The 24,685-nt window shown below is 67.8% G+C and carries 27 protein-coding genes and 1 tRNA gene; 3 read left to right on the forward strand and 25 right to left on the reverse strand.

Annotation, left to right across the window (positions count from 1 at the left end; translation table 11 throughout):
* The first annotated feature begins 31 nt into the window (after window positions 1-31).
* Complete coding sequence (locus VGC47_04125) at window positions 32-1,024, forward strand: polyprenyl synthetase family protein (protein ID HEX9854478.1); 993 nt, start codon at window positions 32-34, stop codon at window positions 1,022-1,024.
* 52 nt (window positions 1,025-1,076) lie between these two features.
* Here VGC47_04125 and lysS read toward each other — a convergent pair whose 3' ends face one another.
* The 14 genes from lysS to VGC47_04195 form a co-directional block, all read right to left on the reverse strand.
* The gene (gene lysS / locus VGC47_04130) at window positions 1,077-2,582 is read right to left on the reverse strand and encodes a lysine--tRNA ligase (GenBank protein HEX9854479.1); all 1,506 of its coding nucleotides are present in this window, start codon (window positions 2,580-2,582) and stop codon (window positions 1,077-1,079) included.
* Entirely contained in the window at window positions 2,579-3,352 is a 774-nt protein-coding gene (locus VGC47_04135; protein ID HEX9854480.1) for a type III pantothenate kinase, read from the reverse strand. Before VGC47_04135 ends, lysS begins: the two co-directional genes overlap by 4 nt.
* Window positions 3,352-4,248, reverse strand: coding sequence for a pantoate--beta-alanine ligase (gene panC, locus VGC47_04140; GenBank protein HEX9854481.1), 897 nt, complete (start codon window positions 4,246-4,248; stop codon window positions 3,352-3,354). The genes VGC47_04135 and panC overlap by 1 nt, the downstream gene beginning before the upstream one ends.
* Complete coding sequence (locus tag VGC47_04145; GenBank protein HEX9854482.1) at window positions 4,248-5,078, reverse strand: DUF2520 domain-containing protein; 831 nt, start codon at window positions 5,076-5,078, stop codon at window positions 4,248-4,250. The genes panC and VGC47_04145 overlap by 1 nt, the downstream gene beginning before the upstream one ends.
* A gap of 76 nt (window positions 5,079-5,154) precedes the next feature.
* Window positions 5,155-5,724 (reverse strand): 2-amino-4-hydroxy-6-hydroxymethyldihydropteridine diphosphokinase, encoded by a 570-nt coding sequence (gene folK / locus VGC47_04150; GenBank protein HEX9854483.1) that lies wholly within the window; start codon window positions 5,722-5,724, stop codon window positions 5,155-5,157.
* 44 nt (window positions 5,725-5,768) lie between these two features.
* Window positions 5,769-6,242, reverse strand: coding sequence for a hypothetical protein (locus tag VGC47_04155; GenBank protein HEX9854484.1), 474 nt, complete (start codon window positions 6,240-6,242; stop codon window positions 5,769-5,771).
* A gap of 9 nt (window positions 6,243-6,251) precedes the next feature.
* Window positions 6,252-7,151 (reverse strand): dihydropteroate synthase, encoded by a 900-nt coding sequence (folP, locus tag VGC47_04160; protein ID HEX9854485.1) that lies wholly within the window; start codon window positions 7,149-7,151, stop codon window positions 6,252-6,254.
* Window positions 7,152-7,170: 19 nt separating this feature from the next.
* Window positions 7,171-9,090 (reverse strand): ATP-dependent zinc metalloprotease FtsH, encoded by a 1,920-nt coding sequence (gene ftsH, locus VGC47_04165; GenBank protein ID HEX9854486.1) that lies wholly within the window; start codon window positions 9,088-9,090, stop codon window positions 7,171-7,173.
* Between the two features lie 186 nt (window positions 9,091-9,276).
* Window positions 9,277-9,798, reverse strand: coding sequence for a hypoxanthine phosphoribosyltransferase (gene hpt, locus VGC47_04170; protein ID HEX9854487.1), 522 nt, complete (start codon window positions 9,796-9,798; stop codon window positions 9,277-9,279).
* Window positions 9,795-11,123, reverse strand: a complete 1,329-nt coding sequence (gene tilS, locus VGC47_04175) for a tRNA lysidine(34) synthetase TilS (GenBank protein HEX9854488.1) — start codon at window positions 11,121-11,123, stop codon at window positions 9,795-9,797. Before tilS ends, hpt begins: the two co-directional genes overlap by 4 nt.
* Window positions 11,102-12,133 carry a zinc-dependent metalloprotease gene (locus VGC47_04180; GenBank protein HEX9854489.1) on the reverse strand — a complete coding sequence of 344 codons (1,032 nt, stop codon included), beginning with the start codon at window positions 12,131-12,133 and terminating at the stop codon, window positions 11,102-11,104. Before VGC47_04180 ends, tilS begins: the two co-directional genes overlap by 22 nt.
* A gap of 34 nt (window positions 12,134-12,167) precedes the next feature.
* Window positions 12,168-12,494: a hypothetical protein gene (locus VGC47_04185; protein HEX9854490.1), complete on the reverse strand. Its 327-nt coding sequence runs from the start codon at window positions 12,492-12,494 to the stop codon at window positions 12,168-12,170.
* A gap of 326 nt (window positions 12,495-12,820) precedes the next feature.
* Window positions 12,821-13,072 (reverse strand): mycothiol system anti-sigma-R factor, encoded by a 252-nt coding sequence (gene rsrA / locus VGC47_04190; GenBank protein HEX9854491.1) that lies wholly within the window; start codon window positions 13,070-13,072, stop codon window positions 12,821-12,823.
* Window positions 13,069-13,632 (reverse strand): sigma-70 family RNA polymerase sigma factor, encoded by a 564-nt coding sequence (locus VGC47_04195; protein ID HEX9854492.1) that lies wholly within the window; start codon window positions 13,630-13,632, stop codon window positions 13,069-13,071. Before VGC47_04195 ends, rsrA begins: the two co-directional genes overlap by 4 nt.
* Before the next feature lie 154 nt (window positions 13,633-13,786).
* On the opposite strand from VGC47_04195, the gene VGC47_04200 reads away from it, so the two are divergent.
* A tRNA-Thr gene (locus VGC47_04200) sits at window positions 13,787-13,862 on the forward strand.
* Between the two features lie 291 nt (window positions 13,863-14,153).
* On the opposite strand, the gene VGC47_04205 is transcribed toward VGC47_04200, so the two are convergent.
* From VGC47_04205 to VGC47_04235, 7 genes are all read right to left on the reverse strand, one after another.
* Window positions 14,154-15,173 (reverse strand): adenylate/guanylate cyclase domain-containing protein, encoded by a 1,020-nt coding sequence (locus VGC47_04205; protein ID HEX9854493.1) that lies wholly within the window; start codon window positions 15,171-15,173, stop codon window positions 14,154-14,156.
* A gap of 57 nt (window positions 15,174-15,230) precedes the next feature.
* The gene (locus tag VGC47_04210; GenBank protein HEX9854494.1) at window positions 15,231-15,569 is read right to left on the reverse strand and encodes a type II toxin-antitoxin system PemK/MazF family toxin; all 339 of its coding nucleotides are present in this window, start codon (window positions 15,567-15,569) and stop codon (window positions 15,231-15,233) included.
* Window positions 15,556-15,792, reverse strand: coding sequence for a hypothetical protein (locus VGC47_04215; GenBank protein HEX9854495.1), 237 nt, complete (start codon window positions 15,790-15,792; stop codon window positions 15,556-15,558). The genes VGC47_04210 and VGC47_04215 overlap by 14 nt, the downstream gene beginning before the upstream one ends.
* 215 nt (window positions 15,793-16,007) lie before the next feature.
* Entirely contained in the window at window positions 16,008-16,463 is a 456-nt protein-coding gene (locus VGC47_04220; protein HEX9854496.1) for a hypothetical protein, read from the reverse strand.
* Window positions 16,464-16,544: 81 nt separating this feature from the next.
* Window positions 16,545-17,441, reverse strand: coding sequence for a carbohydrate ABC transporter permease (locus tag VGC47_04225; protein ID HEX9854497.1), 897 nt, complete (start codon window positions 17,439-17,441; stop codon window positions 16,545-16,547).
* Complete coding sequence (locus VGC47_04230) at window positions 17,438-18,589, reverse strand: sugar ABC transporter permease (GenBank protein ID HEX9854498.1); 1,152 nt, start codon at window positions 18,587-18,589, stop codon at window positions 17,438-17,440. Before VGC47_04230 ends, VGC47_04225 begins: the two co-directional genes overlap by 4 nt.
* Window positions 18,590-18,687: 98 nt before the next feature.
* Window positions 18,688-20,070, reverse strand: coding sequence for an ABC transporter substrate-binding protein (locus VGC47_04235; GenBank protein HEX9854499.1), 1,383 nt, complete (start codon window positions 20,068-20,070; stop codon window positions 18,688-18,690).
* A gap of 205 nt (window positions 20,071-20,275) precedes the next feature.
* Here VGC47_04235 and VGC47_04240 point away from each other — a divergent pair, with 205 nt between their 5' ends.
* Window positions 20,276-20,959 (forward strand): hypothetical protein, encoded by a 684-nt coding sequence (locus tag VGC47_04240; protein ID HEX9854500.1) that lies wholly within the window; start codon window positions 20,276-20,278, stop codon window positions 20,957-20,959.
* Between the two features lie 12 nt (window positions 20,960-20,971).
* Here VGC47_04240 and VGC47_04245 read toward each other — a convergent pair whose 3' ends face one another.
* Genes VGC47_04245 through VGC47_04260 form a run of 4 tightly spaced genes read right to left on the reverse strand, consistent with a single transcriptional unit; the run spans window position 20,972 to window position 24,663 of the window.
* A complete protein-coding gene (locus VGC47_04245; protein HEX9854501.1) occupies window positions 20,972-21,640 on the reverse strand; it encodes a lysophospholipid acyltransferase family protein in 669 nt (222 codons plus the stop codon).
* Window positions 21,627-22,679 carry a hypothetical protein gene (locus tag VGC47_04250; GenBank protein HEX9854502.1) on the reverse strand — a complete coding sequence of 351 codons (1,053 nt, stop codon included), beginning with the start codon at window positions 22,677-22,679 and terminating at the stop codon, window positions 21,627-21,629. The genes VGC47_04245 and VGC47_04250 overlap by 14 nt, the downstream gene beginning before the upstream one ends.
* On the reverse strand, window positions 22,655-23,278 hold the full coding sequence (gene tmk, locus VGC47_04255; protein ID HEX9854503.1) for a dTMP kinase: 624 nt from the start codon (window positions 23,276-23,278) through the stop codon (window positions 22,655-22,657). The genes VGC47_04250 and tmk overlap by 25 nt, the downstream gene beginning before the upstream one ends.
* Window positions 23,275-24,663: an MFS transporter gene (locus VGC47_04260; protein ID HEX9854504.1), complete on the reverse strand. Its 1,389-nt coding sequence runs from the start codon at window positions 24,661-24,663 to the stop codon at window positions 23,275-23,277. The genes tmk and VGC47_04260 overlap by 4 nt, the downstream gene beginning before the upstream one ends.
* Between the last annotated feature and the right edge of the window lie 22 nt (window positions 24,664-24,685).

The raw sequence follows: 24,685 nt of genomic DNA on the forward strand, positions 1-24,685 counted from the left end.
CACGATCCTGCCCCGGTATACCATGTCCTGCATGGATGCTCCCATCCTGCGAGACCTCGTTCCCATCGACCGGGTGTGGGACCGGCTCGCCGCCGTCGAGCGGCGCCTCCTCGACGTCACCGAGGCGGACAACCCGTTCCTCACCGAGATCGCGCAGCACCTGATCATCGCAGGGGGCAAGAGATACCGGCCGCTGCTCGCCCAAGTCGCCGGCGAGCTCGGCCCGTCGGACGGCGACGGCCCGGTCGAGGCAGGCGTCGCCGTCGAGCTGGTCCACGCCGGATCTCTCTACCACGACGACGTCATCGACAACGCCGCCACCCGCCACGGCGTCGCCTCGGTCAATGCCAAATGGGACAACACCGCGGCGATCCTCGGTGGCGACTTCCTGCTGGCGAGGGCATCCGAGGTGGCGGCTCCTCTCGGCGAGGAGGCGGTGGCTCTCATCGCCAACACATACGCCGTCCTCTGCGAGGGCCAGGTGCTCGAGCTCCAGCTCGAGGGGAGCGTCGACCACGGCCCCGAGGATTACTACCGGGTCATCGAGGGCAAGACCGCCAGCCTCATCAGAACGTCGGCGAGGCTCGGTGCGCTCACCGCCGACGCCGACCGGGACGCCGTCGAGGCGATCAGCGCCTGGGCGTGGGAGATGGGGGTCGTCTTCCAGCTGGCGGACGACGTCCTCGACATCGTGGCGGACGCCGAGTTCCTCGGTAAGCCCGCCGGGTCCGACATCGTCGAAGGCACCTTCACGCTCCCCGTGCTCCACGCCATGGCGGGAGCTTCGGGGCGCGAGATTCGATCGCTCCTCATGGGAGGCGGCCCGTACGAGCCGGTGGCTGTGGAGCGGGTGATCCGTCTCGTCGTCTCCGGCGGGCACGTCGACGTGGTCTTGGACGAAGCGACCGACAGGCTGAGACGAGCTGAGGATGCGATCCGTGGTCTCGAAGATCGCCGCCTCGTCGCAGTGCTCCACACCCTCGACCGATATCTCCTCGACCGGGTCGACCTGGCGAGGACGTGACCGGAGAGCCCGGTCTCGCGTCGAACGAGGCGACGACGCGCCCCGTCCGGGGTCAGGCCTCGGGTCGCAGCAGCGGGAAGAGGATCACGTCCCGGATGTGGTGCTGATCGGTGAGCAGCATCACGAGCCGGTCGACGCCTATACCGAGCCCTCCGGTCGGCGGCATCCCATGCTCGAGGGCGAGGAGGTAGTCCTCGTCGACGGGGTGAGCCTCGGCGTCGCCCGCCCGGCGCAACATCGCCTGCGCTTCGAAGCGTCGGCGCTGGTCGAGGGGATCGTTCAGCTCCGAGAAGGCGTTGGCGTACTCGCTCCCGGCGATGAAGAGCTCCCATCTCTCGGTGAGGTTCGGGTCGTGGCGGTGCTCCCGGGCCAGAGGGGAGACCTCCTTCGGATGGTCCATCACGTACGTCGGCTGAACGAGGTCGTCGGCGACGAGCTCGTCGAAGAGAGCCTCGATGAGCTTGCCGTGCCCCCAATGCGCCTGCGGCTCGATACCGTGGCTCGTCGCCAGGCTGCGCACCTCGTCGAGGGGCGCCTCGAACGACACCGGGACGCCGACCCTCTCGGCCACCACGTCGGCCATGCGCACCCGTCGGTACGGCGGGGAGAGGTCGATCGCCTCGCCCTGGTACGTGATGGCGGTCGAGCCTGTCACGCTCTCGGCGATGGCCGCGAAGATCTGCTCGACCATCACGGCGACGTCGCCGTAATCGGCATACGCCTCGTACGACTCGAGCATCGTGAACTCCGGGTTGTGGGTCGAGTCGATCCCTTCGTTGCGGAAGATCCGGCCGATCTCGAACACCTTCTCGATGCCCCCGACGATGAGGCGCTTCAGGTAGAGCTCGGTTGCTATCCGCAGGTATATGTCCATGTCGAGGGCGTTGTGGTGGGTGGCGAAAGGCTCGGCCAGCGCTCCGGTCGCCAGCGGCGTGAGCACCGGGGTCTCCACCTCGACGTAGCCGCGACCCTCGAACTCCCGGCGCAGCCCGGACACGATGGCTGCCCGCGCCAACGCCACATTGCGCGACTCCTCGTTGACGATGAGGTCCAGATAGCGCCTCCGGCTCCGCAGCTCGATGTCGGCGAGGCCGTGGTACTTGTCCGGCATGGGTCGCAAGCTCTTCTGGAGCAGCGTGAAGTCCTTCACCCTCACCGAGAGCTCGCCCTTCTTGGTCGTGACCACCTCGCCGCTCGCCCCCACCCAGTCACCCAGGTCGAGCTCGGCGAAGGCCGGGAAATCGTCGAGCTCGGACTCGTCCGCCAGGAGCTGGATGCGACCCATGCCGTCCTGAAGGGTGGCGAAGACGAGCCTCCCGAACGACCGCAGCAGCACGAGGCGTCCCGCAACCGTGGCGGTGACCCCCGTCGCCTCCGCCGGGCCCAGCCCTGCGAACCGCTCGTGGAGCCCGGCGGCCGTCGCCGTCCGCTCGAAGCGGTACGGGTACGCCGACGCTGCCCGCTGGTGCTTCTCGAGCCTCCCGGCGGTGAGCGGATGATCGGCCAGCCCGACCGTCTCGTCGACGACGCTGTCGTTCGTCTGTGGCGTGTCGCTCATCCCTCGTCCACATTGCGCTCGTAGATCATTCGCAAGCCGTCGAGCGTGAGGAACTCGTCGATGACCTCGACGGTGCGGCAATGGGGGACGATGGTAGATGCAAGCCCTCCGGTGGCGACTCTCGCCGGCTCTCCCCCCACCTCGGCGACGAGCCGCTCGAGGATCCCGTCGACGAGGCCGGCGTGCCCGTAGAGGGCTCCCGATTGGATCGCCTCCACGGTGCCTTTGCCGATGGCGGCGCGCGGGGGCACGAATTCGACGTTGCGTAGCGCCGCAGCCCCCGAGATGAGCGCGTTGGTCGAGATCTCGAGCCCCGGGGCGATCGACCCGCCGAGGTACTCGCCTCCGGGGCCGACGACGTCGAAGTTCGTCGACGTCCCGAAGTCGACGACGATCACCGGCGCCCCGTACCTCTCCCTGCCTGCCACGGCGTTGACCACTCTGTCGGCGCCGACTTCCCGAGGGTTGTCGATCAGGATCGGCATTCCCGTCTTGGTGCCCGGCTCGACGACGACGACCGGACCGCTCGTCAGCTTCGATGCCACCATGCGGAACGTGCCTGTGATCTTGGGGACGACGCTCGACACCGCCACGCCGGTGACGTCGGACGGGTCGAACCCCTCGAGCTCGAGGAGCCCGGTGAGCCAGAGGCGAAGCTCGTCCGCCGTCCTGTCGGCGATGGTCGTGAGCCGCCAGTGCCCGACCAGGCTGTCGACGTCGTAGAGGCCGAGAGCGGTCTGGGTGTTGCCGATGTCGAGCGCCAGGAGCATCAGGTGGTCTCCTCGAGAACGGACGGCCGGTCGAGCACGACCCCGCGATCGGCCGTGAAGCCGCCGCCGGCACGCTCGAGATGGATGTTGTCGATGAGCGTCGTCGGGCCGACGTGAACCGCCGTGGCGAGAAAGGCGTCGCGATCGAGCGTTTCGATGCGGGAGCAGTCTGCGGTGGCGGCGAGGGTGACGTAGTCGAGGCGCAGCTCGGGCTCGGGGCCGATCTCCGACGCGACCAGGTCTTCCAGGACCGCCCCGCGACGCTCTCCCGATTCGGCTGCGTCGGCGGCAGCCATGAGGCCGCGGCCGATCGCCGACGCCGCTTCCCGCTGCGCAGTCGAGAGGAAGATGTTGCGCGACGACAGCGCGACCCCCCCGGCGTCGCGGATCGTCGGGCTGCCGACCACCTCGACGGGGAGCGAGAGGTCTGCGGCGAGACGCCTCACGATGGCGAGCTGCTGGGCGTCCTTCTTGCCGAACACGGCGACGTCCGGCTGGATGCCCGCCAGCAGCTTGGCGACGGCCATCGCCACCCCTGCGAAATGACCAGGGCGCCGTGAGCCCTCCATGGCGTCGGCCATCGACCCGACGTCGATCGTGACGACGGGGCGCTCCGGGTACATGTCGTCGACGTCGGGGGCGAAGAGCACGTCGACGCCGGCGGCGGCGGCGAGCTCGACGTCACGCTCGACGTCCCGTGGATAGTGGGCGAGGTCCTCGTTCGGGCCGAACTGAAGCGGGTTGACGAACAGGCTCATCACGACCCGGTCGGCGAGGGTTCCAGCCCGTTTCACGAGCGACAGGTGACCCTCGTGGAGGTAGCCCATCGTCGGGACGAGCCCGACGACGCCTCGGTTGCCGTCTCTGACTTCCCGAAAGCTCGTGACGACCTCCATCAGTCCGACTCCCAGAAGCGAAGCATCTCGTCGAACTGGTCTGATCGGCCGGTCAGCCTTGCGAGCTCCCTCACAACGACGACGAAGGCCGGCAGCCACGACGGGTCCGCGGCATGGATGGCGTCGAGTTGAGTGGCGACGGTCGCAACGTCGCCTCGGGCGACCGGACCCGTGAGCGCCGGCCGCGGGCCGATCTCGAAGGCGTTGCTCACAGCCGCCTCCACGAGCGGGCGGGCGGCCGCGAACGGCACACCCGCCCCGTCGAAGAGGTCTGAAGCCATCGCCAACGCCGCCAGCGGGAAGTTGGCGGCTGCGGACGCAGCCGCGTGGTAGAGCGGCTTGCGGGCGTCCTCGAGGTCGAACGGGGCGGCGCCGAGCGAGACGGCGAAACCGTGCAGCTCGGAGCGGAGCGGCTCGACCGCGGTGACCGCGATCCACGCCCCCCCGAGGCGGGCCGCCCCCGCCTCAGGCGTCGGCAACGTCTGGAGCGGGTGGAACGAGCCGACCCGGAGCCCGGCGGCGGCAAGCGGGTCGAGAGCGGAGACCGGAGTGAGCCCAGAGACGTGCACTGCGGCCGCTACGGAGGAGGCGTGCTGCGCGATCTGCGCCGCCACGGCGGCGATCGCCTCGTCACGGGTGGCGATCAGAAGCAGGTCGCTCGGTGGGAGATCGTCGGCCGTGGTGAGGGCGGCGCCTCCCACGAGGGCTACGCCCGCCTCTGCGCCCGCCTGGTCGCGACCGACGACGGCGGTGATGTCGTGGCCCGCGGCGCCGGCCGCCAGCGTCAGCGAGAGCCCTGCCCGCCCTGGCCCGACGAGAACGATGCGCATCTGGCTTCAGTCCCTTCTGGGTACCGGTACCGGTCGCCCGAGTGTAGGTGCTGCGGCTCCCCGACTCGGAGGCGCCTCAGAGGATCCAATCGATGATCCACCAGATCAAGAGGGACATGAGCAGCGTCGCCCCGGCGACCATGGGAGGAGCAACGAGCCATCCGGCGCGCCGCAGCCTGCGGACGTCCTGGTGGGAAACCGAGGGGAGGAGGCCGGCGGCCGGAGTTCCGTCGGGCAGGGCGGCGTCCGGCCACGCCTCCAGCAGCGGCTCGAGAACGAAACGGCGATCCGCCATCCTCGGGTGGGGGATGGTCAGGCCGGCGACGTCGACCTGGTCGCGGTCGTACAACAGCACGTCGAGATCGAGGGTCCTGGGCCCCCACCGTTCCCTGCGCTCCCTGCCCCTCGACCGCTCGATCTCCCTGAGCCGGGCCAGGAGATCGATCGGCGCCAGCTCCGTCTCGAGCACCACCACGGCGTTGAGGTACGGTCCCTGCTCGGGGCCACCGACCGGCGCCGTCTCGTAGATGCCGGACCTCGAGGCCACCCGGCCGATCGCACCGAGGGCCTTGAGCGCAGCTTCGAGGTGGGCTCGCCTGTCCCCGAGGTTGGAACCGAGCCCGATGGCGGCCCGGTGGAGGGTCACGGTCGGGCCAGACCGGCCGGTATGGGAGCCTCGTCGTCCATCCGCTAGCTCCTCACCGGGATGAGCCGCCTGCCCTCGGGGCCGAGCGGCCGGCCCGTGATCTCCTGGATGATGGTCGTGGCGATGATCGGGTCCTTGATGAGCCCGGCATGGACCAGGTAGCCGCCGAGGAGCCCGACGAGGGTGTCGTCGATGAGGTCGCGATGGACGAGCACCGAAGCTCCCTCCACGTCGAGCGCCTCGTCGAAGGCGTCGAACACCGCGGCGACGTCGCCTGGCTCGAGCTCTCCATCGATCGGCCTGTGAAGGAAACGGAACCCTGCCGCCTCGTACGCAGCTTGGTTCTGGTTGCCGGGGAGGAAGGACAGCACGGTGTTGATGCCGCGACCGGACAGCCAGGCGATCTCCTCCTCTCGCCTGACCCTCCTGTGTTGGAACCCGTAGCCACCGATGCGCTCGGATACGGCCAAGCGCCCGGCGATGACCCACGTGAACCCTCGCGGCTCAAGACCAGCCACGCCAGCCTCTCATGATTCGGGGACCCGTCGCCTGACCCTGGGAGGTTGCCGGCTCCCAGCCTCAGAAGAGTGCCTCACGATAGCGTCGGCGACGCGGGCGACCTGTAGCGTCCCTGCCACGTCGTGCACCCGAACGACGGCGACCCCCGAGGCGATGGCGAGTGTCGTGGTCGCCGCCGTTGCGGTGTCCCGCCCAGCGGCTTCGATACGGTGCCCTGCCGACTCGAGGATGGCGCCGAGGAACGCCTTCCTCGACGCCCCGAGGAGCACCGGGTAGCCCAGATCGACGAGGGATGGGAGATGCCCGAGCAGCACCAGGTTGTGCTCCAGCGTCTTGCCGAACCCGATGCCGGGATCGAGGCAGATCTGGTCGCGGCCGACCCCGGCCGCCTCGGCGGCCGTGGCCCTCTCCACCAGGAACTCGCCGACCTCGGCGACTACGTCGCGGTACGCCGGCGCATCCTGCATCGTCCCCGGGGTGCCTTGCATGTGCATGAGCACCACCGCGGCGCCGGCGGAGCGGCACACCTCGGCCATCCCGTCGGTGCCGAGAGCCGTCACGTCGTTCACGATCTGCGCCCCAGCCTCGAGCGCCGCCGCGGCGACCTCCGGTTTCCTGGTGTCCACCGAGACGATGACACCGCTCTCCGCCAGGGCGGCGACGACGGGCACGACCCTGGAGATCTCGTCGCCGACCGACACGGGGTCGGCGTACGGCCTCGTCGACTCGCCGCCGACGTCGACGACGTCGGCACCCTCGTCCGCCAGACGCAACCCTTTGGCGACGGCGGCGTCGGTGTCGAAACTGAGCCCGCCATCGGAGAAGGAGTCGGGCGTCACGTTGAGGACGCCCATGACGAGGGTGTGGTCGCCCGTGTCGAGCGTCGTATCGCGGAGCCGCCACTCCACGGGGCGCACGCCGGGGCCGTCAGTTCTTGGACTCGTCGCCGGTACGGGCGGCGACCATCCCGGACTCGCGAACGCTGCCACCCTGCGGCATCTGGATCCGCAGCGAGCCGACTTCCGTGTGCTCCCACTTCGGTACGTCGTGGAGGATCTCGGTCAGCTCGGATGCGTCGACCGTCTCCTTGTCCATGAGCACCTCGGCGAGCCGGTGAAGCGCCTGCTCGTGAGTGATGAGTATCTCCCGCGCCTCGTTGTGGGCTTGCGTGATGAGGAAGCGGATCTCCTCGTCGATGGCGGCGGCCACCTCGTCCGAGAGATCCGAAGAGCGCGAGTAGTCCCTGCCGAGGAAGACCTCCGCCTCGGGCCTGCCGTACTGGAGCGGACCGAGCTTCTCGCTCATGCCCCACTCCATGACCATCCGCCGGGCCAGGTTCGTCGCCTTCTCGATGTCGTTCGACGCACCCGTCGTCGGGTCGATGAAGATGATCTCCTCGGCGGTGCGGCCGCCGAGGAGCATCGCCAGCTGGTCGACCAGCTCGCTGCGCCGCATGTAGTTCTTGTCCTCCGTCGGGAGCGCCATCGTGTAGCCGCCGGACCGGCCCCTCGGGATGATGGTGACCTTGTGGATCGGGTCGGAGTGTGGCAGGGCGAACCCGACGACGGCGTGGCCGCCCTCGTGGTAGGCGGTGATCTTCTTCTCCTCGTCGGACATGACCCGGCTCTTGCGCTCCGGGCCGGCGATCACCCGCTCGATGGCCTCTTCCAGCTCTGACAGCGTGATCTCTTCCCGGTTGCGCCTCGCCGCCAGCAGCGCCGCCTCGTTGATGAGGTTGGCGAGGTCGGCACCCGTGAACCCGGGCGTCTGCCTGGCGAGGACCTTGATGTCGACGTTCGAGGCGATCGGCTTCCCCTTGGCGTGGACCGTGAGGATCTCCTCGCGCCCCCGCAGGTCGGGCCGGTCGACAACGATCTGCCTGTCGAACCTCCCCGGCCGCAGCAGTGCCGGGTCGAGGATGTCCGGCCGGTTCGTGGCCGCGATGACGATGACGCCCGTCTTCACGTCGAACCCGTCCAGCTCGACCAGCAACTGGTTGAGCGTCTGCTCACGCTCGTCGTGGCCTCCGCCGAGGCCGGCGCCGCGGTGCCGCCCGACGGCGTCGATCTCGTCTATGAAGACGATCGCCGGCGCATTCGTCTTGGCCTGCTCGAAGAGGTCACGGACCCTGCTGGCGCCGACTCCCACGAACATCTCGACGAAGTCCGAGCCGGAGATGGAGAAGAAGGGCACGCCGGCTTCCCCGGAGACGGCCCTCGCCAACAGGGTCTTGCCGGTGCCCGGCGGGCCGAACAGGAGGACGCCTTTCGGGATCTTGGCGCCCATCGAGCGGAACTTGCCCGGACTGGTCAGGAACTCCTTGATCTCCTCGAGCTCCTCGACGGCCTCGTCCGAACCTGCGACGTCACTGAACGTCACCTTCGGCTGATCCTTCGAGACCTGCTTGGCCTTCGCCTTGCCGAACTGCATCACGCGGTTCCCGCCGCCCTGGAGCTGCATCATGATGAAGATGAAGATCCCGAACAGCAGGATGTACGGGAACAGCGTCGTCAGGAACCACTGCAGGGCGGACGGGTTCTCGGGGTCCGGGTCGAGGTCGACGTCGGCGTCGAGGATCTCCTGCGTGAGCGTCCCCTCGAACTCGTTCGGGTACTGCACCTTGAACGTCGTCGAGCCCGAGACCGGCTCGACGAACTCGCCGACCAGCTCGTCAGACTTCGTCTTCATCGAGACCGTGGCGACGTTGCCGTCCTCGAGCTCCCTCTCGAAGTCGTTGAGCGACAACTCCGACGGATCGACGGCGCCGGGCGTGAACAGGCTCACGAGCGCGAAAATGCCGAGCGCCACTACGAAGTAGACGAGCACGGTGCGTGCTGTACGGCTCACGCTGCTCCTTGTCGGCGTCGTGGGTCGGCTTGCTTAGACGTTTTGGATGCCCCATCTTATGTCGTCCGACTTGCTAACCGACCGGAACCGGGCCGGTCGCACCAGGTTCGCCGACCGGCGCACGATGCCGCTCGGCCCGACCGCGAAGGGCGCCACCGGGTCCCGGACGGCCCGGGCGGGCGGGCGTCACTCCGGGTCGAACGTGCCGATGTACGGGAGGTTGCGGTACTTCTCGCCGTGGTCGAGACCGTACCCGATCACGAACTCCGGGCCGATGTGGAACCCCTCGTACTTCACGTGGAGAGGGGGCCGCTCGATGCCGTCCTTGATGAGCAAGGCGGCCAGCTCGAGCGACGCCGGCTGGCGGACCCGCAGGTTCCTCATGAGGTAGTGGAGGGTGAGCCCCGAGTCGATGATGTCCTCGACGATCAGCACGTCTCTCCCGGAGATCTCGGTGTCGAGGTCCTTGAGGATCCTGACGACGCCCGACGTCTTCGTCGCCGAGCCGTACGAGGAGACGGCCATGAAGTCGAACTCAACCGGAAGCTCGATGTGGCGGGCCAGGTCGGCCATGACCATGAAGGCGCCTTTGAGGATGCCGACGATGAGCAGGTCCCGGCCGCGGTAGTCCTCGGTGATCGCCTTGCCCATCTCGCTGAGCTTGTCGCGGATCTGCTCCTCGGTGATGAGACGGTTGGCTGGGTTCAAGGTTCCTCCACGATCGGATCGAGCGCCAGGAGCGTGATCGGTTCACCTCCTGGTGTCGGGCGGCACCATGCGGCAACCCTGACCCCTGCCACCCAGGCAATGTTCCCATCCACGGCGACGACAGGCCAACCGGCCCGCAGCCTCCTGGGCACGCCTTGCTCGGCAAGGGCGTCGAAGACACGCTTCGAGCCTCCTGTGATGGCGATCCTGTCGGTTCGCCGCGCCGCCCGCACCTCGCTCACCTGTGCCGCGCCGAGATCCACCAGCGCCCTGCTCCGACCGAGGATGGTCCGCCACGTGGCGGCTCCCGACGCGGCGAGACGCCACCCGTTCCACTCGACCGACCCGGGGATGGCGAGCTCGACCGGGTCCGGGGGCTCCGGGGTCTCGTCGCGGTACAGGGCGAGGTACGCCCCCTCGTCGGCGGCGACGAGGCCGCCACCGAGCTCCGTCGCCGGGGCGAGCCCTGCGGCGACCCTGGTCACTCTCTCGATCTCGGCGGAGGTACCGGGGTACGGAGGGCGCGCCAGCCTGATGGCGCGGCGGATGACCCTGGTGGCTACGGGGGCCGCCAGCGTCCTGAGCATCGACATCGGCACCAGCCAAGCGTCGCGATCCCGCTTGATCGGCACGTCGCCCGCCATGCCCTCGAGGGCCGCCTCGTCGGCCTCCAGGTGGGCCGCCGTCCTCACGAGGCGCTCCACCACCCCGGGACGCACCTCGTCGAGCGAGGGCAGCACCCTGTGCCGCAGCTGGTTGCGACCGTATGCCGGATCCTCGTTGGCGGGATCATCCAGGTAGGGCAAGCCGAGCTCGTCGGCGACCTCTCTGATCTCGGCCCGGGACGAGGTGAGCAGCGGCCGCCACCACCTGTCGCGTCTTCTCGCCATGCCGGCCAAGCCGTGCGCACCGGCGCCGCGCAGCAGGTTGGCCAGGACCGTCTCTGCCTGATCGTCGGCGTGATGGCCGGTCACGAGCAAGGCATCGACGGCGGCGACCTCGAGCGCCGCAAGCCGCGCAATCCGCGCTCGCTCCTCCCATCCGGCGCCAGGGGGAACGTCGATGCCGACCGTCTCGATCGGGAGCTCGAGGTGGCGGGCGACGGCGGCCGCCGCCACCCGCAGGCTCGCCGAGGCCGGCTGACCGTGATCGACGTGGATCGCCTTGACGGGCCTCCCGTCTGCGACGGAGGCCGTGACGAAGGCGGCGACCGCCGAGTCCGGGCCACCGCTGACCGCCACGGCGAAGGCGGCGGCGTCGGGAGCCGGGGCAGCTGCCTCGACGAGCGACGCGGCGAGGGGGGTCAGGCGACTCTCTCGAGCCACAGCACGGGATTCTCGATCTCGCCGAGCGTCGGGAGGTTGTCGGATCGCTCCCACGCCTTGTCGAGCGCCGACCAGCCGGCGTGTCGCTCGACACCCTGAATGAAGCGGGCCCCGTCCTCGTATTGCCGCATCTTCATCTCCAGCCCCACGAGGCGCATGAAGAGGGCGGTCCTCGGATCCTGGCGACGAGCCTTGAGCACCTGCGACATGCGCTGTTGGGTGACGAGCTCGCGAGCCCCGATCCTGTCCATCACGACGTGGCCGTGGCCCTCGAGAAGCGACATGAGCGCCTGGACGCGCTCGATGACATCCCGCTGAATCGGCGAAGCGAACACGCCGAAGAGGCCGGTCTGCCCGATGAGGGGGGTGCCCGACGCCGAAGCCTCTCGCATCTCTGCTGCCACCCTGGCGAGCCTGCCGGGTTCCGGCTCCGACGAGGCTACGAGCTCGTTGACCAGATCCAGGAAGTACTGGCGGAGCCACGGCACCCCGACGAACTGCAGCCGGTGCGTGCACTCGTGCAGCGCGACCCAGAACCGGAACTCGTCCGGCCGGAACTCGTGCTGTCGCTCCATCTGCAAGACGTTCGGTGCAACGAAGAGCACGGTGTCGCCGAACCCGTCGTCGTCGCTCGGCAACACGAGCTCGTATTGGCCGAGGACGCGCCGAGAGAGCAGCCCGAGGACCACGCCGAGCTCCATCCCGACGAAGCGGCGGCCGATGCCGGCGCCGACTCCTGCGGACGTGGCGAGCCGCTCCTCGGCGGGCGCGATGAGATGGGCGAACGACTCGACGTTGTTGGCGACCCAATCCTGTCGGCTGACCACTGCGACCTTGGGGGTACCTGTCCCCGTCAGCCCCGTCTCGCTCTCGACGAGCTCCGATGCCCTCGCCACCAGGCCGGGCGCCTGCCTTGCGTAACGAGCCTCGTGGTACGTGCCCTCGAGTGGATAACGGCCTGCGAGCCTGCCGGCGACACGCGTCACCGACTCCCAGTTGACGGTGCTCATGGGCTCAATGTAGCCCGCGCCGGTCGCGCAGCCGTCAGCTGATGACGCGGTAGCGCCGTCTGATGCGCACCCCGTAGTACGCGATCGCCCCGATCAGGGCGGCCAGGCCGAGCACGAGGACGAGGGGTGCCAGGAAGCGGGCCGTCCAGGGCTGTTCCTCCCCCTCTTCCTCCTCGGGGGGCGCCTCCACCGCCGGGGTGAGGCCGCTCGAGGGGGCCTCGGTCGTCGTGGCCGTCGGCTCCTCGGTGAACGCCATCAGAGACGTGCGCCCGTCGAGGGCGGAGGCGGGAGCGCCCACGGGCGACCCGAGCACGAGCGTCGCCGCCAGCGCCGCCGCGAGTGATACCTGGCTGGCTTTCATGGGGGCGGGATGGTAGTGCCGGGGGCTGGGAGGGATGGTCTCGACGCAGAACGATCGAGCCCATGGCTCGATCGTTCACCGGGACGAAGGGTTCAGCTGTCTGCGACGACCCTGCCGCGAAGGCGAGGGAACTTCGTTGGAGCGTGTGCGTAGCAGTGGTCCCGCCTGTTGTACCGGCTCAGAGTGGTGGCGCAACCCCGTTGGGCGCAGGTACGTGTCTCGGAGTAGGTCTTGGGGGCACGACTCGTGCCCATGATCCGCTTGCCTTTTTGAACGTTCTCAGCCATTGGTGCTTCCTGATCGTCGGCGCAGGAGCCCCGGGCCTCTCATGGCGCGCCTGGATCTCCTGCGGCTTCCTCGCGTATCAACGTTCGAAGACGGTCGAATAGTTCCTCGGGTGGATCATCTTGGCAGCGGTCCTTGATCATCCGTTTCACGCGCTGCTCGAACGTGAATGCGTCGGCGCATCCGCCGCAACGGTTGAGATGCCATCGGATGCGCAGCCGCCGCGACCATGTCATCTCCTCGTCGATGTACTGGTAGACGTAGGCGACGGCGTGGTTGCAGGCTCTACTCATGCATGTGGTCCTGTCAGGCCGCGTTCCTCTGCAAGCTTCCACAACTTCTGTTGGAGTGCTTTTCTTCCGCGGTGGAGCCGCGACATCACGGTTCCGATCGGGATGTCCATCACCTCTGCGATCTCCTTGTACGAGAAACCCTCGACGTCTGCGTAGTAGACCGGGAGCAGGAAGTGCTCGGGAAGGGACTCCATCGCCGCCTTGACGTCCTCGTCGACGAAGTGCTCGAGGACGTCTTCCTCCGCCGACCGGGTCGCCCCGGATTCTTCGCCCAGGCGCCTGAAGAGGTAGAGGTCCTGGAGCTCGCCGAGCTCGACCTCGCTCGGCCTGCGCTGCTGCTTGCGGTAGCGGTTGATGAACGTGTTGGTGAGGATGCGATAGAGCCACGCCTTCAGGTTCGTTCCCTCCTGGAACGAGTCGTAGGCCCTGTACGCCTTGAGGTATGTCTCCTGTACGACGTCTTCGGCATCCGCAGGATTGCGGGTCATCCGGAGCGCGGCCGAGTACAGCTGGGGGGCGTACTGGATCGCGTCCTTCTCGAAGTTCGCCTGATCGGCCACCCGGCGAGTATACGAACGGTCCCAGACGAGGCGGCAGCGGTCGGGTGCCGGACCGAGCGCCAGGCGACTGACCCCGAGCAGGCCACGCGGGGCGATCGACGGCGCGCTCGGCGTCGGAGGCGCGACGCCCGTGCCGTCTACAATCCAGCTTCCCGCCGGGGTAGCTCAGTCGGCAGAGCGACGCACTCGTAATGCGTAGGTCACGGGTTCGATTCCCGTCTCCGGCTCCACCTGAAACCCTGTCCTCGCACGAGTTTCAGCGATTCCAAAGACCCTCAGCTACCAACCCGGGGCGCGCGCTCGGGGCGCGCCGGGGGCGCGGCAGCTTCGGACTGTCGGCGGTCGAGGCGCTCCATCACGTCGTCCGCGGCGTCGTCGAACAGCCCAACATACGCCCAGCGCGGCGACGATCGGATCATCTACGAGATCATCGAGGACGAGAAGGTGGTGCTGATCCACCGGGCCCAGCACGCCAGGGACGTGTATCGACCGCGGTGACAACGGCCCGTCACGCGCAGGCGCTATCTGTCCAGCGCGAACAGCTCGACCGAGGTGGCGACCCCGCGCAGTTCAATGGGTCCGAGGCTCTCGACTGCGATCCCGTCCGGGATGGTGACCGCCTCGACCACATCTGCGGATGCGAGGAAGGTGCGCTCGAAGTCCCGACACGCCTGCTCGATCCGTGCCGCCGTGTTCGGCGTGTCACCCAGGTAGACGATCTCGTGCTTGACCGTCCCGATCTCACCGGCGACCACCGGCCCCATGTGCAAGCCCGCCCAGAAGCTGGGCACCGCACCGAAATCGGCCAGGTAGTCGCCGGACGACCGGTCGATTGTGTCAGCCATGGCAAAGACGGCCTTGACGCACGCCGCGTTCTCCAGGCCCTTGCGTTCGGTCCAGGTGAGAACAACCTCGTCACCGACGAACCGGTGGACGTCGCCACCGTGGCGGGTGGCGCTGGTAGAGATGTCGTCGACGAAGCGCTTGAGAAAGGCGTGATAGCGCAGGTTGCCCAGCTGCTCGGCGATCTGGGTGGAGCTGCGCAGATCGACGAAGAGGAAGATGCGGACCTCCTGGCGTGGTCGGTGGTAGCGGCCGAGAATCAAACCGACGAGCACGCCCCGACCGAGCAGTCGGTTGACCTGGGCGACGAAGTTGAACAGAAGGGCAGCGAGGAAGCTGATGACGACGGACCAGGCAAATCCTTGATCGGCCAGGTCGCTCCACGCCACCCCGCCGACCGTCAACAAGGGCACGGCGATGCCGGCCACGATGATGGCGAGCCAGGCCAGGCTCCGCGTGACGAGAACCACCAGGAACGGAGCCTCCCGCCATTGGCGGGGAATGAGGTCAACCGCCCAGGCCACCTCGAACGCGACCATGCCACCCGAAACAAGAGCTCCGATCAGCGCTCCGGTGATGAGCGAGCGGGCTGATCCATCGCCGAGGAAGTAGCCGGGGATCATTCCGATGAGCGCTCCCAACGGAGCGACGACGGCCGCGACCCGCATCACGATGCGCCACTGCTCAGAAGTCGTCACGTATCCGGCTGCTCTGCTCGGGCGGGCAATCGTAGGGATTGCGTTGGTACGTGCTTGTCAGTAGTTGAGCAGCGTCTTGATAGCGGTGCTGACCTGGCTGGCGACATCTGGTTCTATGGCGCCGAGGCGATGGACGAGACGGTTTCTGTTGATCGACCGGATCAGCTCGCATTGGATGTAGCTGGTGGCATCGAGACCGCTGTCGGCGCTGGCCTCGGTCTCGATATGCAGCGAGAGACCACGCCGGACCGTGGTCAGCGGGACAACGATCACGAACGGAAACCCGGGGCCGAACGTGTCGGGCGGACCGAGGATCAATGCGGGACGGTGCGCGGCCGGCTCACCGGGATACGGCTCGCCGAAATCGACGAGCCAGAGATCATCAACCGATGCCATCGGGCACCGACGTGTCATCCGCCTCGGCGAGGTAGGTCTGCCATGCCCGGGGGTCCTCTCGGAGTTCGGCAATCTCTGCGGCTACCTGATGGGCGAAGCGTTGGCGTCGGAGCGCTTCGGCGGCGTCGCGAACTGTCTCGATGAGCGATGCCCCGGTCGCTTGGCTCAATGCGAGGAGGCGGGCGTGGGTGTCGGTGTCCACTCGGATCGTCGTAGTTCCCATAGAAGCAGTCTACATTATGTATGCGTTCTGTCTACACCTATACTTTCACGCTCTGCGCACGCCGATCACCTGATACCGGACGAGAACGCACACCTCGACGAGTGCACGAGATCGGCACTTCCTGAGCGGGCGTTCCCGCACGTCTCGAGAGCATCGAGTTGAGTTCGGCTCCACGCGGCGGGTTGCCTGGTCGCCCTTCCGAACGTGCCGAGGCCTCAGCCCGCCTCTTGCCCCGCCCTCCACGCCGTGTACTCGTCTGCGAAGCCGAGCATCAGCAGCGGGAGCAGACCCCCCGTGAACACCCCCGCCGGCGTCGCCACCACCAGGAGCACGAGCGTGTAGATGGTGCTCACGACGACCGCCCACACCCGGCGCCGGTACACCCTGTCGAGGGGCAAGGGGTTGAGGGTGATGGCGCCCCCTGCCCCGAATGCGGCGGATGCTCCGAGCGCGGGCGAGAGGAGCCCGACGGACAACCCGACGAGCAAGAGGAGCCCCATGGCGCGCAGGACCATTCCCGGGGCCCGCGGGTTGCGCGAGACGAAGGCGAGGACCACGAAGACGAACGGGGCGATCGTCAAGGCGATGGCGATGAGCCCCACGTTGATCCGGACGACCTCGTCCTCGGGCGCCGCGAAGGCGTACCCATACGAGAAGTAGCTGAAGACCATCACCACCGTCGCCGTGGCGATCGCCAGCCAATTGCGGCGCCGCAGCTTCTCGATCGGTGTTCCGGCGGGCGCGGTCGCGGCCTATCCCTTCACGGACCCGGCCGTCAGCCCACGCACGAAGAACCTCTGCAGCGAGAAGAACACCACCATCGGGAGCACCATCGTCACGAAGGCGGCCGCGGGTAACAGGTTCAGCGCCCCTTCGCCGCGGCCCGCCAGGGTGGCCAGGCTGACGGTGAGCACCTCGACGCTCGGGTCGTTGCCCAAAAAGACGAGTGCGACGAGATAGTCGTTCCAGACCCAGAGGAACTGAAAGATGGCGAACGACGCCAGCACGGGAACCGACAGGGGCAGGATCAGACGGGCGAAGATCGCGAAGTGATCAGCGCCGTCGATCTTCGCCGACTCGACGATCGACTTCGGGAGCGACCCCATGTAGTTGCGCAACAGGTACACAGCCAGAGGGAGCCCGAAACCGGCATGGGCGAGCCACACCGCCGGGAAGGTCCCGTTCACGTCGAAGTCGACGTAGATCCTGAGAATGGGAATGAGCGCCATCTGGAGAGGCACGACCAACAGCCCGACGACCGTCACGAACAGGATATTGCGACCAGGGAACTCCATCCACGCGAAGGCGTAGGCCGCGAAGGCGGCGATGGTGATGGGAATCACCACGGACGGGATGCTCACTGCCACCGTGTTGGCGAAAGCATTCCCGAACCCCTGATCCAGCACGACTCGGTAGTTCTCCAACGTCCACGCAGCGCTGTCGAACACATCAGTGAAGGCCGACCACCAGCCCGACGCCCGGATCGAGCGCGGGTCACGGAGCGAGTTGATCAGCAGCCCAAAGGAAGGGATGGTCCACAAGGCGACGATGACGGTCACGGCGAGGTAGATCAGACCTCTCCGCGACGCTCGCGGGCCGCTCGGAGCGCCTGTTTCAGTGGTTGCCGCAGCCTCTGACGTCGTCGTCATCGGAGTGCCTCCTCGGCTCGGAACCGGCGCACGTTCAGGATCAGGATCGGCACCACGGCAACGAACAGCACCACGGCGAGGGCAGCTCCGACGCCGTTGTTGCGGTTCGTGAAGAACTCCTGGACCATCTGTTGCGCGACGACCTGGGTGCCCTCACGGCCTCCGGTCATCACCCACACGATGTCGAACACCTTCCACACCGTGATGACGACGGTCGTCCACACCACCACGACCGTGGAGAAGATCGACGGGAACACGACCCGCCAGAACGACTGCCACTCTGTAGCCCCGTCGATCCGTGCCGCCTCGAGCAATTCCTCGGGCACACCTTTGACCGCGGACGAGAGGATGACCATCGAGAACCCGGTCTGTAGCCACACCAAGATCACCATGAGGTACAGGTTGTTCCAAGGCCGTTGGGCCAGCCAGTTCGTCGCTTCGTTGCCGATCGACGTCCAGATGGCGTTGAGGATGCCGATCTGGTCTCCGAACCCCTCCGGCCTGAAGCTGTACACGAACGTCCACACGACGCTCGCCCCGACGAACGAGATCGCCATCGGGAGGAAGATGAGCGACTTCGTGGCCGACTCGATACGCCTGCCGAGCTTGTCGGCGAGCGTGGCGAACGCCAGTCCGATGCCGACCGCTGCCAGCGGGACGACCAGCACCCAAATGGCGCTGTTGCGCAGCGAGACCAGGTATTCGCTCTCCGTGAAGATTCGCACGTAGTTGTCGAAACCGACGAACGACTCGCTCCGGGCATCCTGGAACGAGATGATCGTGGTGTTGATCGCCGGGTAGACCAGGTAGAAGGCCAGCAGCACGAGAGCCGGTCCTACGAAAGCGAAGGGGCGGACGCCGATCCCCGCCTTCAGCGGGAGCCGGTCGACCAGGCGGTCCATCCCCCAGTAGAGGGCCCAGACGCCTCCGATGCCGACAACGAGGGCCACCAACACCTGTATGGCCTTGTTGGCCTCCTCGTCCTTGAGGAACCCGAAAGCGAAGAAGAAGACCACGATGACGACCGGGACGACGAGCGCTGTAGCGATCCTGAGAGCCCAGACGCCCAAGCCTCCCGGCTGCTCGAGCTCCCTCAAAGGCGTCGACGTGACCGGCTCGTCCGGAGTCGTTACCGGTGGTGTCGTCATCGCACCTCCCTCCTCAATCGCCTCAGAGCCAAGACCATAGCGAAAGGGAGGGGCGGCCTGCAGGCCGCCCCTCCCAGAGGTTGCTCAGTCGATTCGGCTCACGGCCAGCTCGCCTCAACGGCGTCCACGACTTCCTGGGTCGACGTGCCACGGCTCCAGTTCACGATGCCCTCCCAGAACGAGCCCTGGCCAACGGCCGCAGGCATCAGGTCTGAGGCATCGAACACGAACGTGTTCGCAGCCAGAGCATCGGTCACCGAAGCGGCGAACGCCTTCGCCGCGTCGGAGTCGTAGCAGTTCGAGTCGACGTCCTTGTGGCCTGGGAGCCGCTCGACGCCGGCCACACCGTGGCCACCGTGCACGGCGATACCGCCGCCGGTCTCAGACGCCAACGTGCACTGCCACTCGGGCGTGATCCAGTCGGTGATCGCCTGGACGGTGGCATCGTCGCCCTCGAAGACGATGATCGTGTCACCGCCGCCCATGGCGCCCGGGTTGCCGTCGATCGTCGGGAACGGGAACGTGGCGATCTCATCCGCCTCGCCCTCCTCGAAGCCCGGGGCCTGCTCGAACACGTTCGAGATGAACGAACCCTGCTTCAGCATGAGACATCCCGGCGGGTCATCGAACAGCGGTGCCGGCGAGTCGTTGAAGTTCACGCCTGCCGCGTTCTCCGGACCACCGAGGACGAAACCCTCGCCGAAGAAGATCTCGCCGAATGTGTCAAACGCAGAGGCCACGGCGGGATCGCTGAACGGGATCTCGTGGTTGAACCAATCGGCATAGGTCTGGGCGCCCGCCTCGCGAACGAGGATGTCCTCGATCCAGTCGGTACCCGGCCAGCCGGTCGCGTCACCGCTCTCGAAGCCGAAGCACCACGGCGTCATGCCGTCGGCGACGATCTGCGCGGAGAGTGCGACCATGTCCTCGTACGTCTCAGGAATCGCGTAACCCTGCTCTTCGAACGTCGGGACGTGATAGAACACGATCGACTTGAAGTTCGGGAACCACGGAACCCCGTAGTGGTTGCCGTCGGCGCACAGGCCGAGATCCATCCAGAACTTGGAGTGATTCGCCTCCATCTCGGCGATGTCGAACCCCATGTCCTCGAGCGACACGAGTGCACCCTCGTCCGCAAACTCGCAGATCGAGCCCGGCTGCGGCACGAATGCCACTTCGGGCGGGTTGCCACCGTCGACCTGGATCCGCAGCTCCTGCTCGAACCCGTCGGATCCGATGACTGTGATGTTCGAGTCTGTCGTCTCGTTGTAGACGCCGACGAACCCCTCGAGTGCTTCGAGCTCGACGCCCGTCGGTGCACCGAAGATCGTGAATTCGGCTCCCACCGTCATGTCCTCGCCGGCAGTCGTCGTCGTTCCGTCGTCACCCGCCCCGGCCGTGGTCGTCGTGCCGCCGTCGCCGCATGCGACCGCAATGATCGCGAATACGGCGAGCAGCACCAGCCACTTGGTCTGCTTCATGTGTCTATCCCTCCGGATTGTTTCCTCCGCCCACCGCAAAGCCGCGGGCAGTCAGCCAAGTTAGAGCAATATTCCCTTCGAGGCGAACAAACCTGCGACCAGGAGGTGGAGCAGACCCGGGCGACGCCCGCGCCGGCCGAGACCGTTGGGATCCGGCGGCGGTCGCCACCAGGGTGCCGGCATCGCCGGTCCTAGTGTTGTCTCGATGGACTCGGCAGAGATCGACGGCGTGCTCGAGGCGGCGGAACGATCGGTGTTTGCAGGCAGCGGGCTCTCCGGGACCAGGTTCTGGGGAGCCGTTGCGCTGGTCAAAGCCGACCGCCCGCTCGTCGATCGATACGCCGACCGGATCGCCGCCATCGACCAGGAAGCTCTGCAGCGTTGGGCGATGCTCACGGTGCCGCTCGGTCTCGGCACCACGCTCATGTCCATAGCCACGCTCGCGGGTTTGGCGCTCGTCGGGTGGACGTACGCACTGGACGGTCTTCCGGCGGTGGCCGTCTTCGCCGTCGGGCTCGGAGCGCTGCTCGTGACGACGCACGGTCTCGCCCACCTCGTGGTCGGCCGCCTTGCCGGCATCCGGTTCACGACATGGTTCGTGGGTCCGTTGTCCGTGCCGCTGACGGGTGGGGTCAAGATCGACTACGGCACCTACCTCAGGGCGGCCGCCAAACGCCGGGCCTGGATGCACGCCTCGGGCGCCATCGTCACGAAGCTCGTCCCGTTCGCCCTCGTCGGCGCGGCCATCGCCGCCGATCTCCCTGCCTGGGCAGTCTGGGGGGTGATCGCGCTCGGAGTCGCCAACGTCGTTCTCGACCTCGTGTGGTCGACGAAGCGCTCGGATTGGAAGCGCTTCCGACGTGAGATGACATTCGCCCGCTCGGCCTGACCGGCGGGCCTGCTACGCCTCGCCGGGCTGTGCAGCCAAGCCGTCTCCGGTTGCGACACGAGCGGCGACCACCTCGTGCCAGCGGAGCATCATCGCCCCGACCGGATCGGCGTGATCGATGAAGTCGAGAGCATCGAGTGGCTCCTCGATCCACATCGTCAGGGCGGTTCGCTTGAAGCGAGGCTCCGACTTGGAGAGCACGTTCTCGGTGCCGACGATGGCGATCGGCACGACGGGCGCTCCGGTGAGCAGCGACAGCCACGCGGCCCCATTCGCCGGGTGATCCGTCCCCCACTGCTCGACTCTCCTCCCCTCCGGGAAGACGACGAGCGGCTCGCCCTGCTCGAGCCTGGCGATCCCCTCCCGGAGGGCGGCGATGGGTGGCCGACCTCGCGGCGTCGGCACGGCGCCGAAGAACCGCGTCATTCGATCGAACCCCGCCGACTTCCCGAACAGCTCGTCGATGGCGAGGTAATACGAGCGGCGCCCCGCGGCGAGCGTGACGATCACGGGGTCGATGAACGACAAGTGGTTGGCGGACAGGATCACCGGCCCCGCTTTCGGCATGTGCTCCCGACCGCGGACCTCCAGGCGCCACCACGCCTTCGAGAACCACCCGACCGGGTGGCGCAGGACCACGACGGCGGCCCGGGCGACCTCGTTGGCGTCAGGTAGCCGCACCGAGATCCGCGAAGAGGTTGGCGAAGGCGAGCTGGGGGCGCTGGTTGGCGGCGAGAGCCTCGACGGTTTCGAGCACCCGTTCGGCGTTGGCGACGGCCGTCGTCGGGAGGACCCTGGTGAGCGAGGCCGCCGACACGTCCATGTTCCTGACCGGGGCTCCGAACTGGGCGGCGGCGACGTCGCGATAGAAACCGGCGAGGATCTCGAGGCCAGACACGTAGAGAGCGGATGTGGCTCTCTTCACCTCGCGGTCGTGGCGATCCTTCACGACCCTCCCGGCATCGCCGGCGGCATCCGTCTCTGTGCCCTGCCTCTCCCTGAGGGCCGCCAGCAGTGGCTCGGCGGCTGCCTGGACCGCATCGGCGAGCTGGAAGGCCCTGGCGGGATGCTCCGCCAGCTTTTCGGGTATCGAGAGCCACACCTTCCTGAACTCGGCGACCTCCGGCCGCGTGGCCAGCGCGATCGCCAGCCCGGGCCGCCCGCCGGAGATACGAGCCGCTCGGTCGGCCTGTCCCGACTCGACGCCGCGAGCGGCGAGGCCGGCCGATACGTCGTCCTCGCCGACCCGCCCGAACACGACAGTCCTGCATCGGCTGGCCACGGTGTCCGGGAGGTCGTCGACGGATTCGGCGACGATGATGAAGACGGTCGACGGTGTCGGCTCCTCGAGCGTCTTGAGGAGGGCGTTGGCGGCTTCGTCGTTCATGGCGCCTCCCTCCTCGAACACGAACACCTTCCTCTCGGCCTGGAGGGGGGTGAGGGAGGCGTGTGAGACCGTGAGCCTCGCCTGATCGACGGTGATGGCGGCCTTGCCGTCCGGCTCGACGACGACGAGGTCCGGGTGCACCCCGGCGAGCACCCGCCGGATCCCGTCATCGTCGCCCCGGCACAAGAGGTCGGCCGAGAAGCGTCGGGCAACCGTCGCCTTCCCGACCGACTCGGGCCCGACGAAGAGGTACGCCTGCGCGGGAGCGTCGACCTCGGAGGCGAGCAGGGCCAGCACCTGGGCGTGGCCTATGACTCCGTCGAATGTCCCCATGACCGTTCCTTCAGCTCCTCGAGCACCTCGGAGACGACGCCGGCGACATTCTGGTCGGCATCGACGACGAGAAATCGGTCAGGCTCGGCTGCAGCCAGCGAATCGAAGCCGTCGGCGACCGACTGCTGGAAGTCGTGACCCTCCGACCCGATCCGATCGGGCTCATGCTGGCGTTCGATCCCCCTCGAGGCGGGTACCCGGAGCAACACGACGACATCCGGCCACGCCGCCAGCCCGGGCTCGTTGATCGCCCGCACCTCCTCGACGCCGAGCCCCCGGCCGACGCCTTGGTAGGCGAGCGACGAGTAGACACTGCGGTCGGAGAGCACCCAACGACCGACGGCCAGCGCCGGGGCGACGACCCGGCGCGTCAGCTGGGCGCGTGCTGCCGCGAAGAGCAGCGCCTCCGCCCAAGGAGCGACCGGCTCGACACCGTTGAGGACGGCGTCGCGGATCAGCTCCCCCGTCGGGGTGCCTCCCGGCTCGCGCACGACGAGCACCGGCTCCCCCAGCTCGGTGAGGGCCGCTGCCACGAGGCGACACACCGTCGACTTGCCGGCCCCCTCGATCCCCTCGAACGCCACGTAGCGACCGCTCACTCGGAGTCCTCCTCCTCAGCGGACGACCTATGGCGGCTCCGCCTCGACGCCTCCTCCAGGAATTCACGGGTCGCCGGCTCCAGCACCGGCGTGCCGAACACGGTTCGCATGCTCCACAGCGTCACCAGGCCGGTCAGGACGATCACCGCTCCGCCCAGGAACATGACGGCTCGCGTAGGCGCATCGAGAGGCCCACCCAGGTCGAGTTTCGAGATGGCGCTGTCGAGCGGCACTGCGATGAGCATCGAACCGAAGAGGGCGATCCGCATGAGGGAGAACAACGAAGCGAAGATGCGGCCGCGCAGAGCGTCGTCGACCGTCTCGTGCAGGTGAGTCAGCCCCATGACGTACGCCGAGCCCGCCCCGAGCCCGAACAGGAAGATCCACCCAGAGGCCCCGAAGACCGTGGACGTGAGGGCGGCGGCGCACAGCCCGAAGCCGGTGACGAGCACCGAGATCGCGAACGTCACGTCGCGGCGCAGCAGGCGGGCGCCGTAGAGGGACACCGACAGGAACCCGAGGCCGGCGCCGATGCCGAGCGTGGTCACCACTGCGAAGAAGCCCGTCGCCCCGGCGCGGAGCACGTCCTCGACGAACGGCTTCCCGATGACGATGATCACCCCGCCCCCGAACAGAGAGGCGGTGATACCGAGGATCACCCGGCGCACCGTCCGCTCGGTCCAGAGGAACGCCAGCCCTTCGAAGAGGTCCTGCCGCGTCGATCCGGGTTGTCGACCGTGCGTCTTCGCTCTGTCGGCCAGCCCGCTCCGGAGCGTCGGCAGCGACAGGATGATGAGACCGGAGACGAGGAAGGTCGCCGCGTCGCTGAAGAACGCCAGCACGAACGGCGCCGTCTCGTCCGGAAAGAATTCTCCGCCCGGATTCGGGAGGGCGGTCACCAGCCAGTTGACCGCCGCGCCGATCGGGATCGTGCCGTAGGTGGCACCGAGAATCAGGCTGTTGGCGTTGACGAGATTCGCCCGGGCCACCAGGCGAGGCACGACGGCGGCGCGTGGCGACTGGCCGAGGAGGCTGAGAAGCTCCGAGACGACCCCGATGAGGACGAGTAACGGCAGTGTCGTGGCGAACACGAGCATCGGGACGAGGAGCGCCCTGCCGAAGTCGGCGACCGCGATGAGGACTCGCCTGTCCACCCGATCCGTGATGACGCCGACGGCGGCGCCGAACAAGAGTCCGGGGAGGATTCGCGAGAGCACGGCGAGGAGGATCCCTTGCCCGCCCGCGATCGTGTCCCCGAGGGCGATCGTGGCGAAGATCGTGATCCAGTCCCCCGTGCTGCTGATGACGCTCGTCCACCAGAGGCGGGCGAACGGTCCGCGGGTGACGAGAGAGAACGACGAGCGGGCGGCCTCGGGGGAGGTCATCGGGCCAGGCTAGGTCGACCGG

Source organism: Acidimicrobiia bacterium (assembly GCA_036396535.1).
Taxonomy (GTDB): Bacteria; Actinomycetota; Acidimicrobiia; order Spongiisociales; family UBA5794; genus DASWKR01.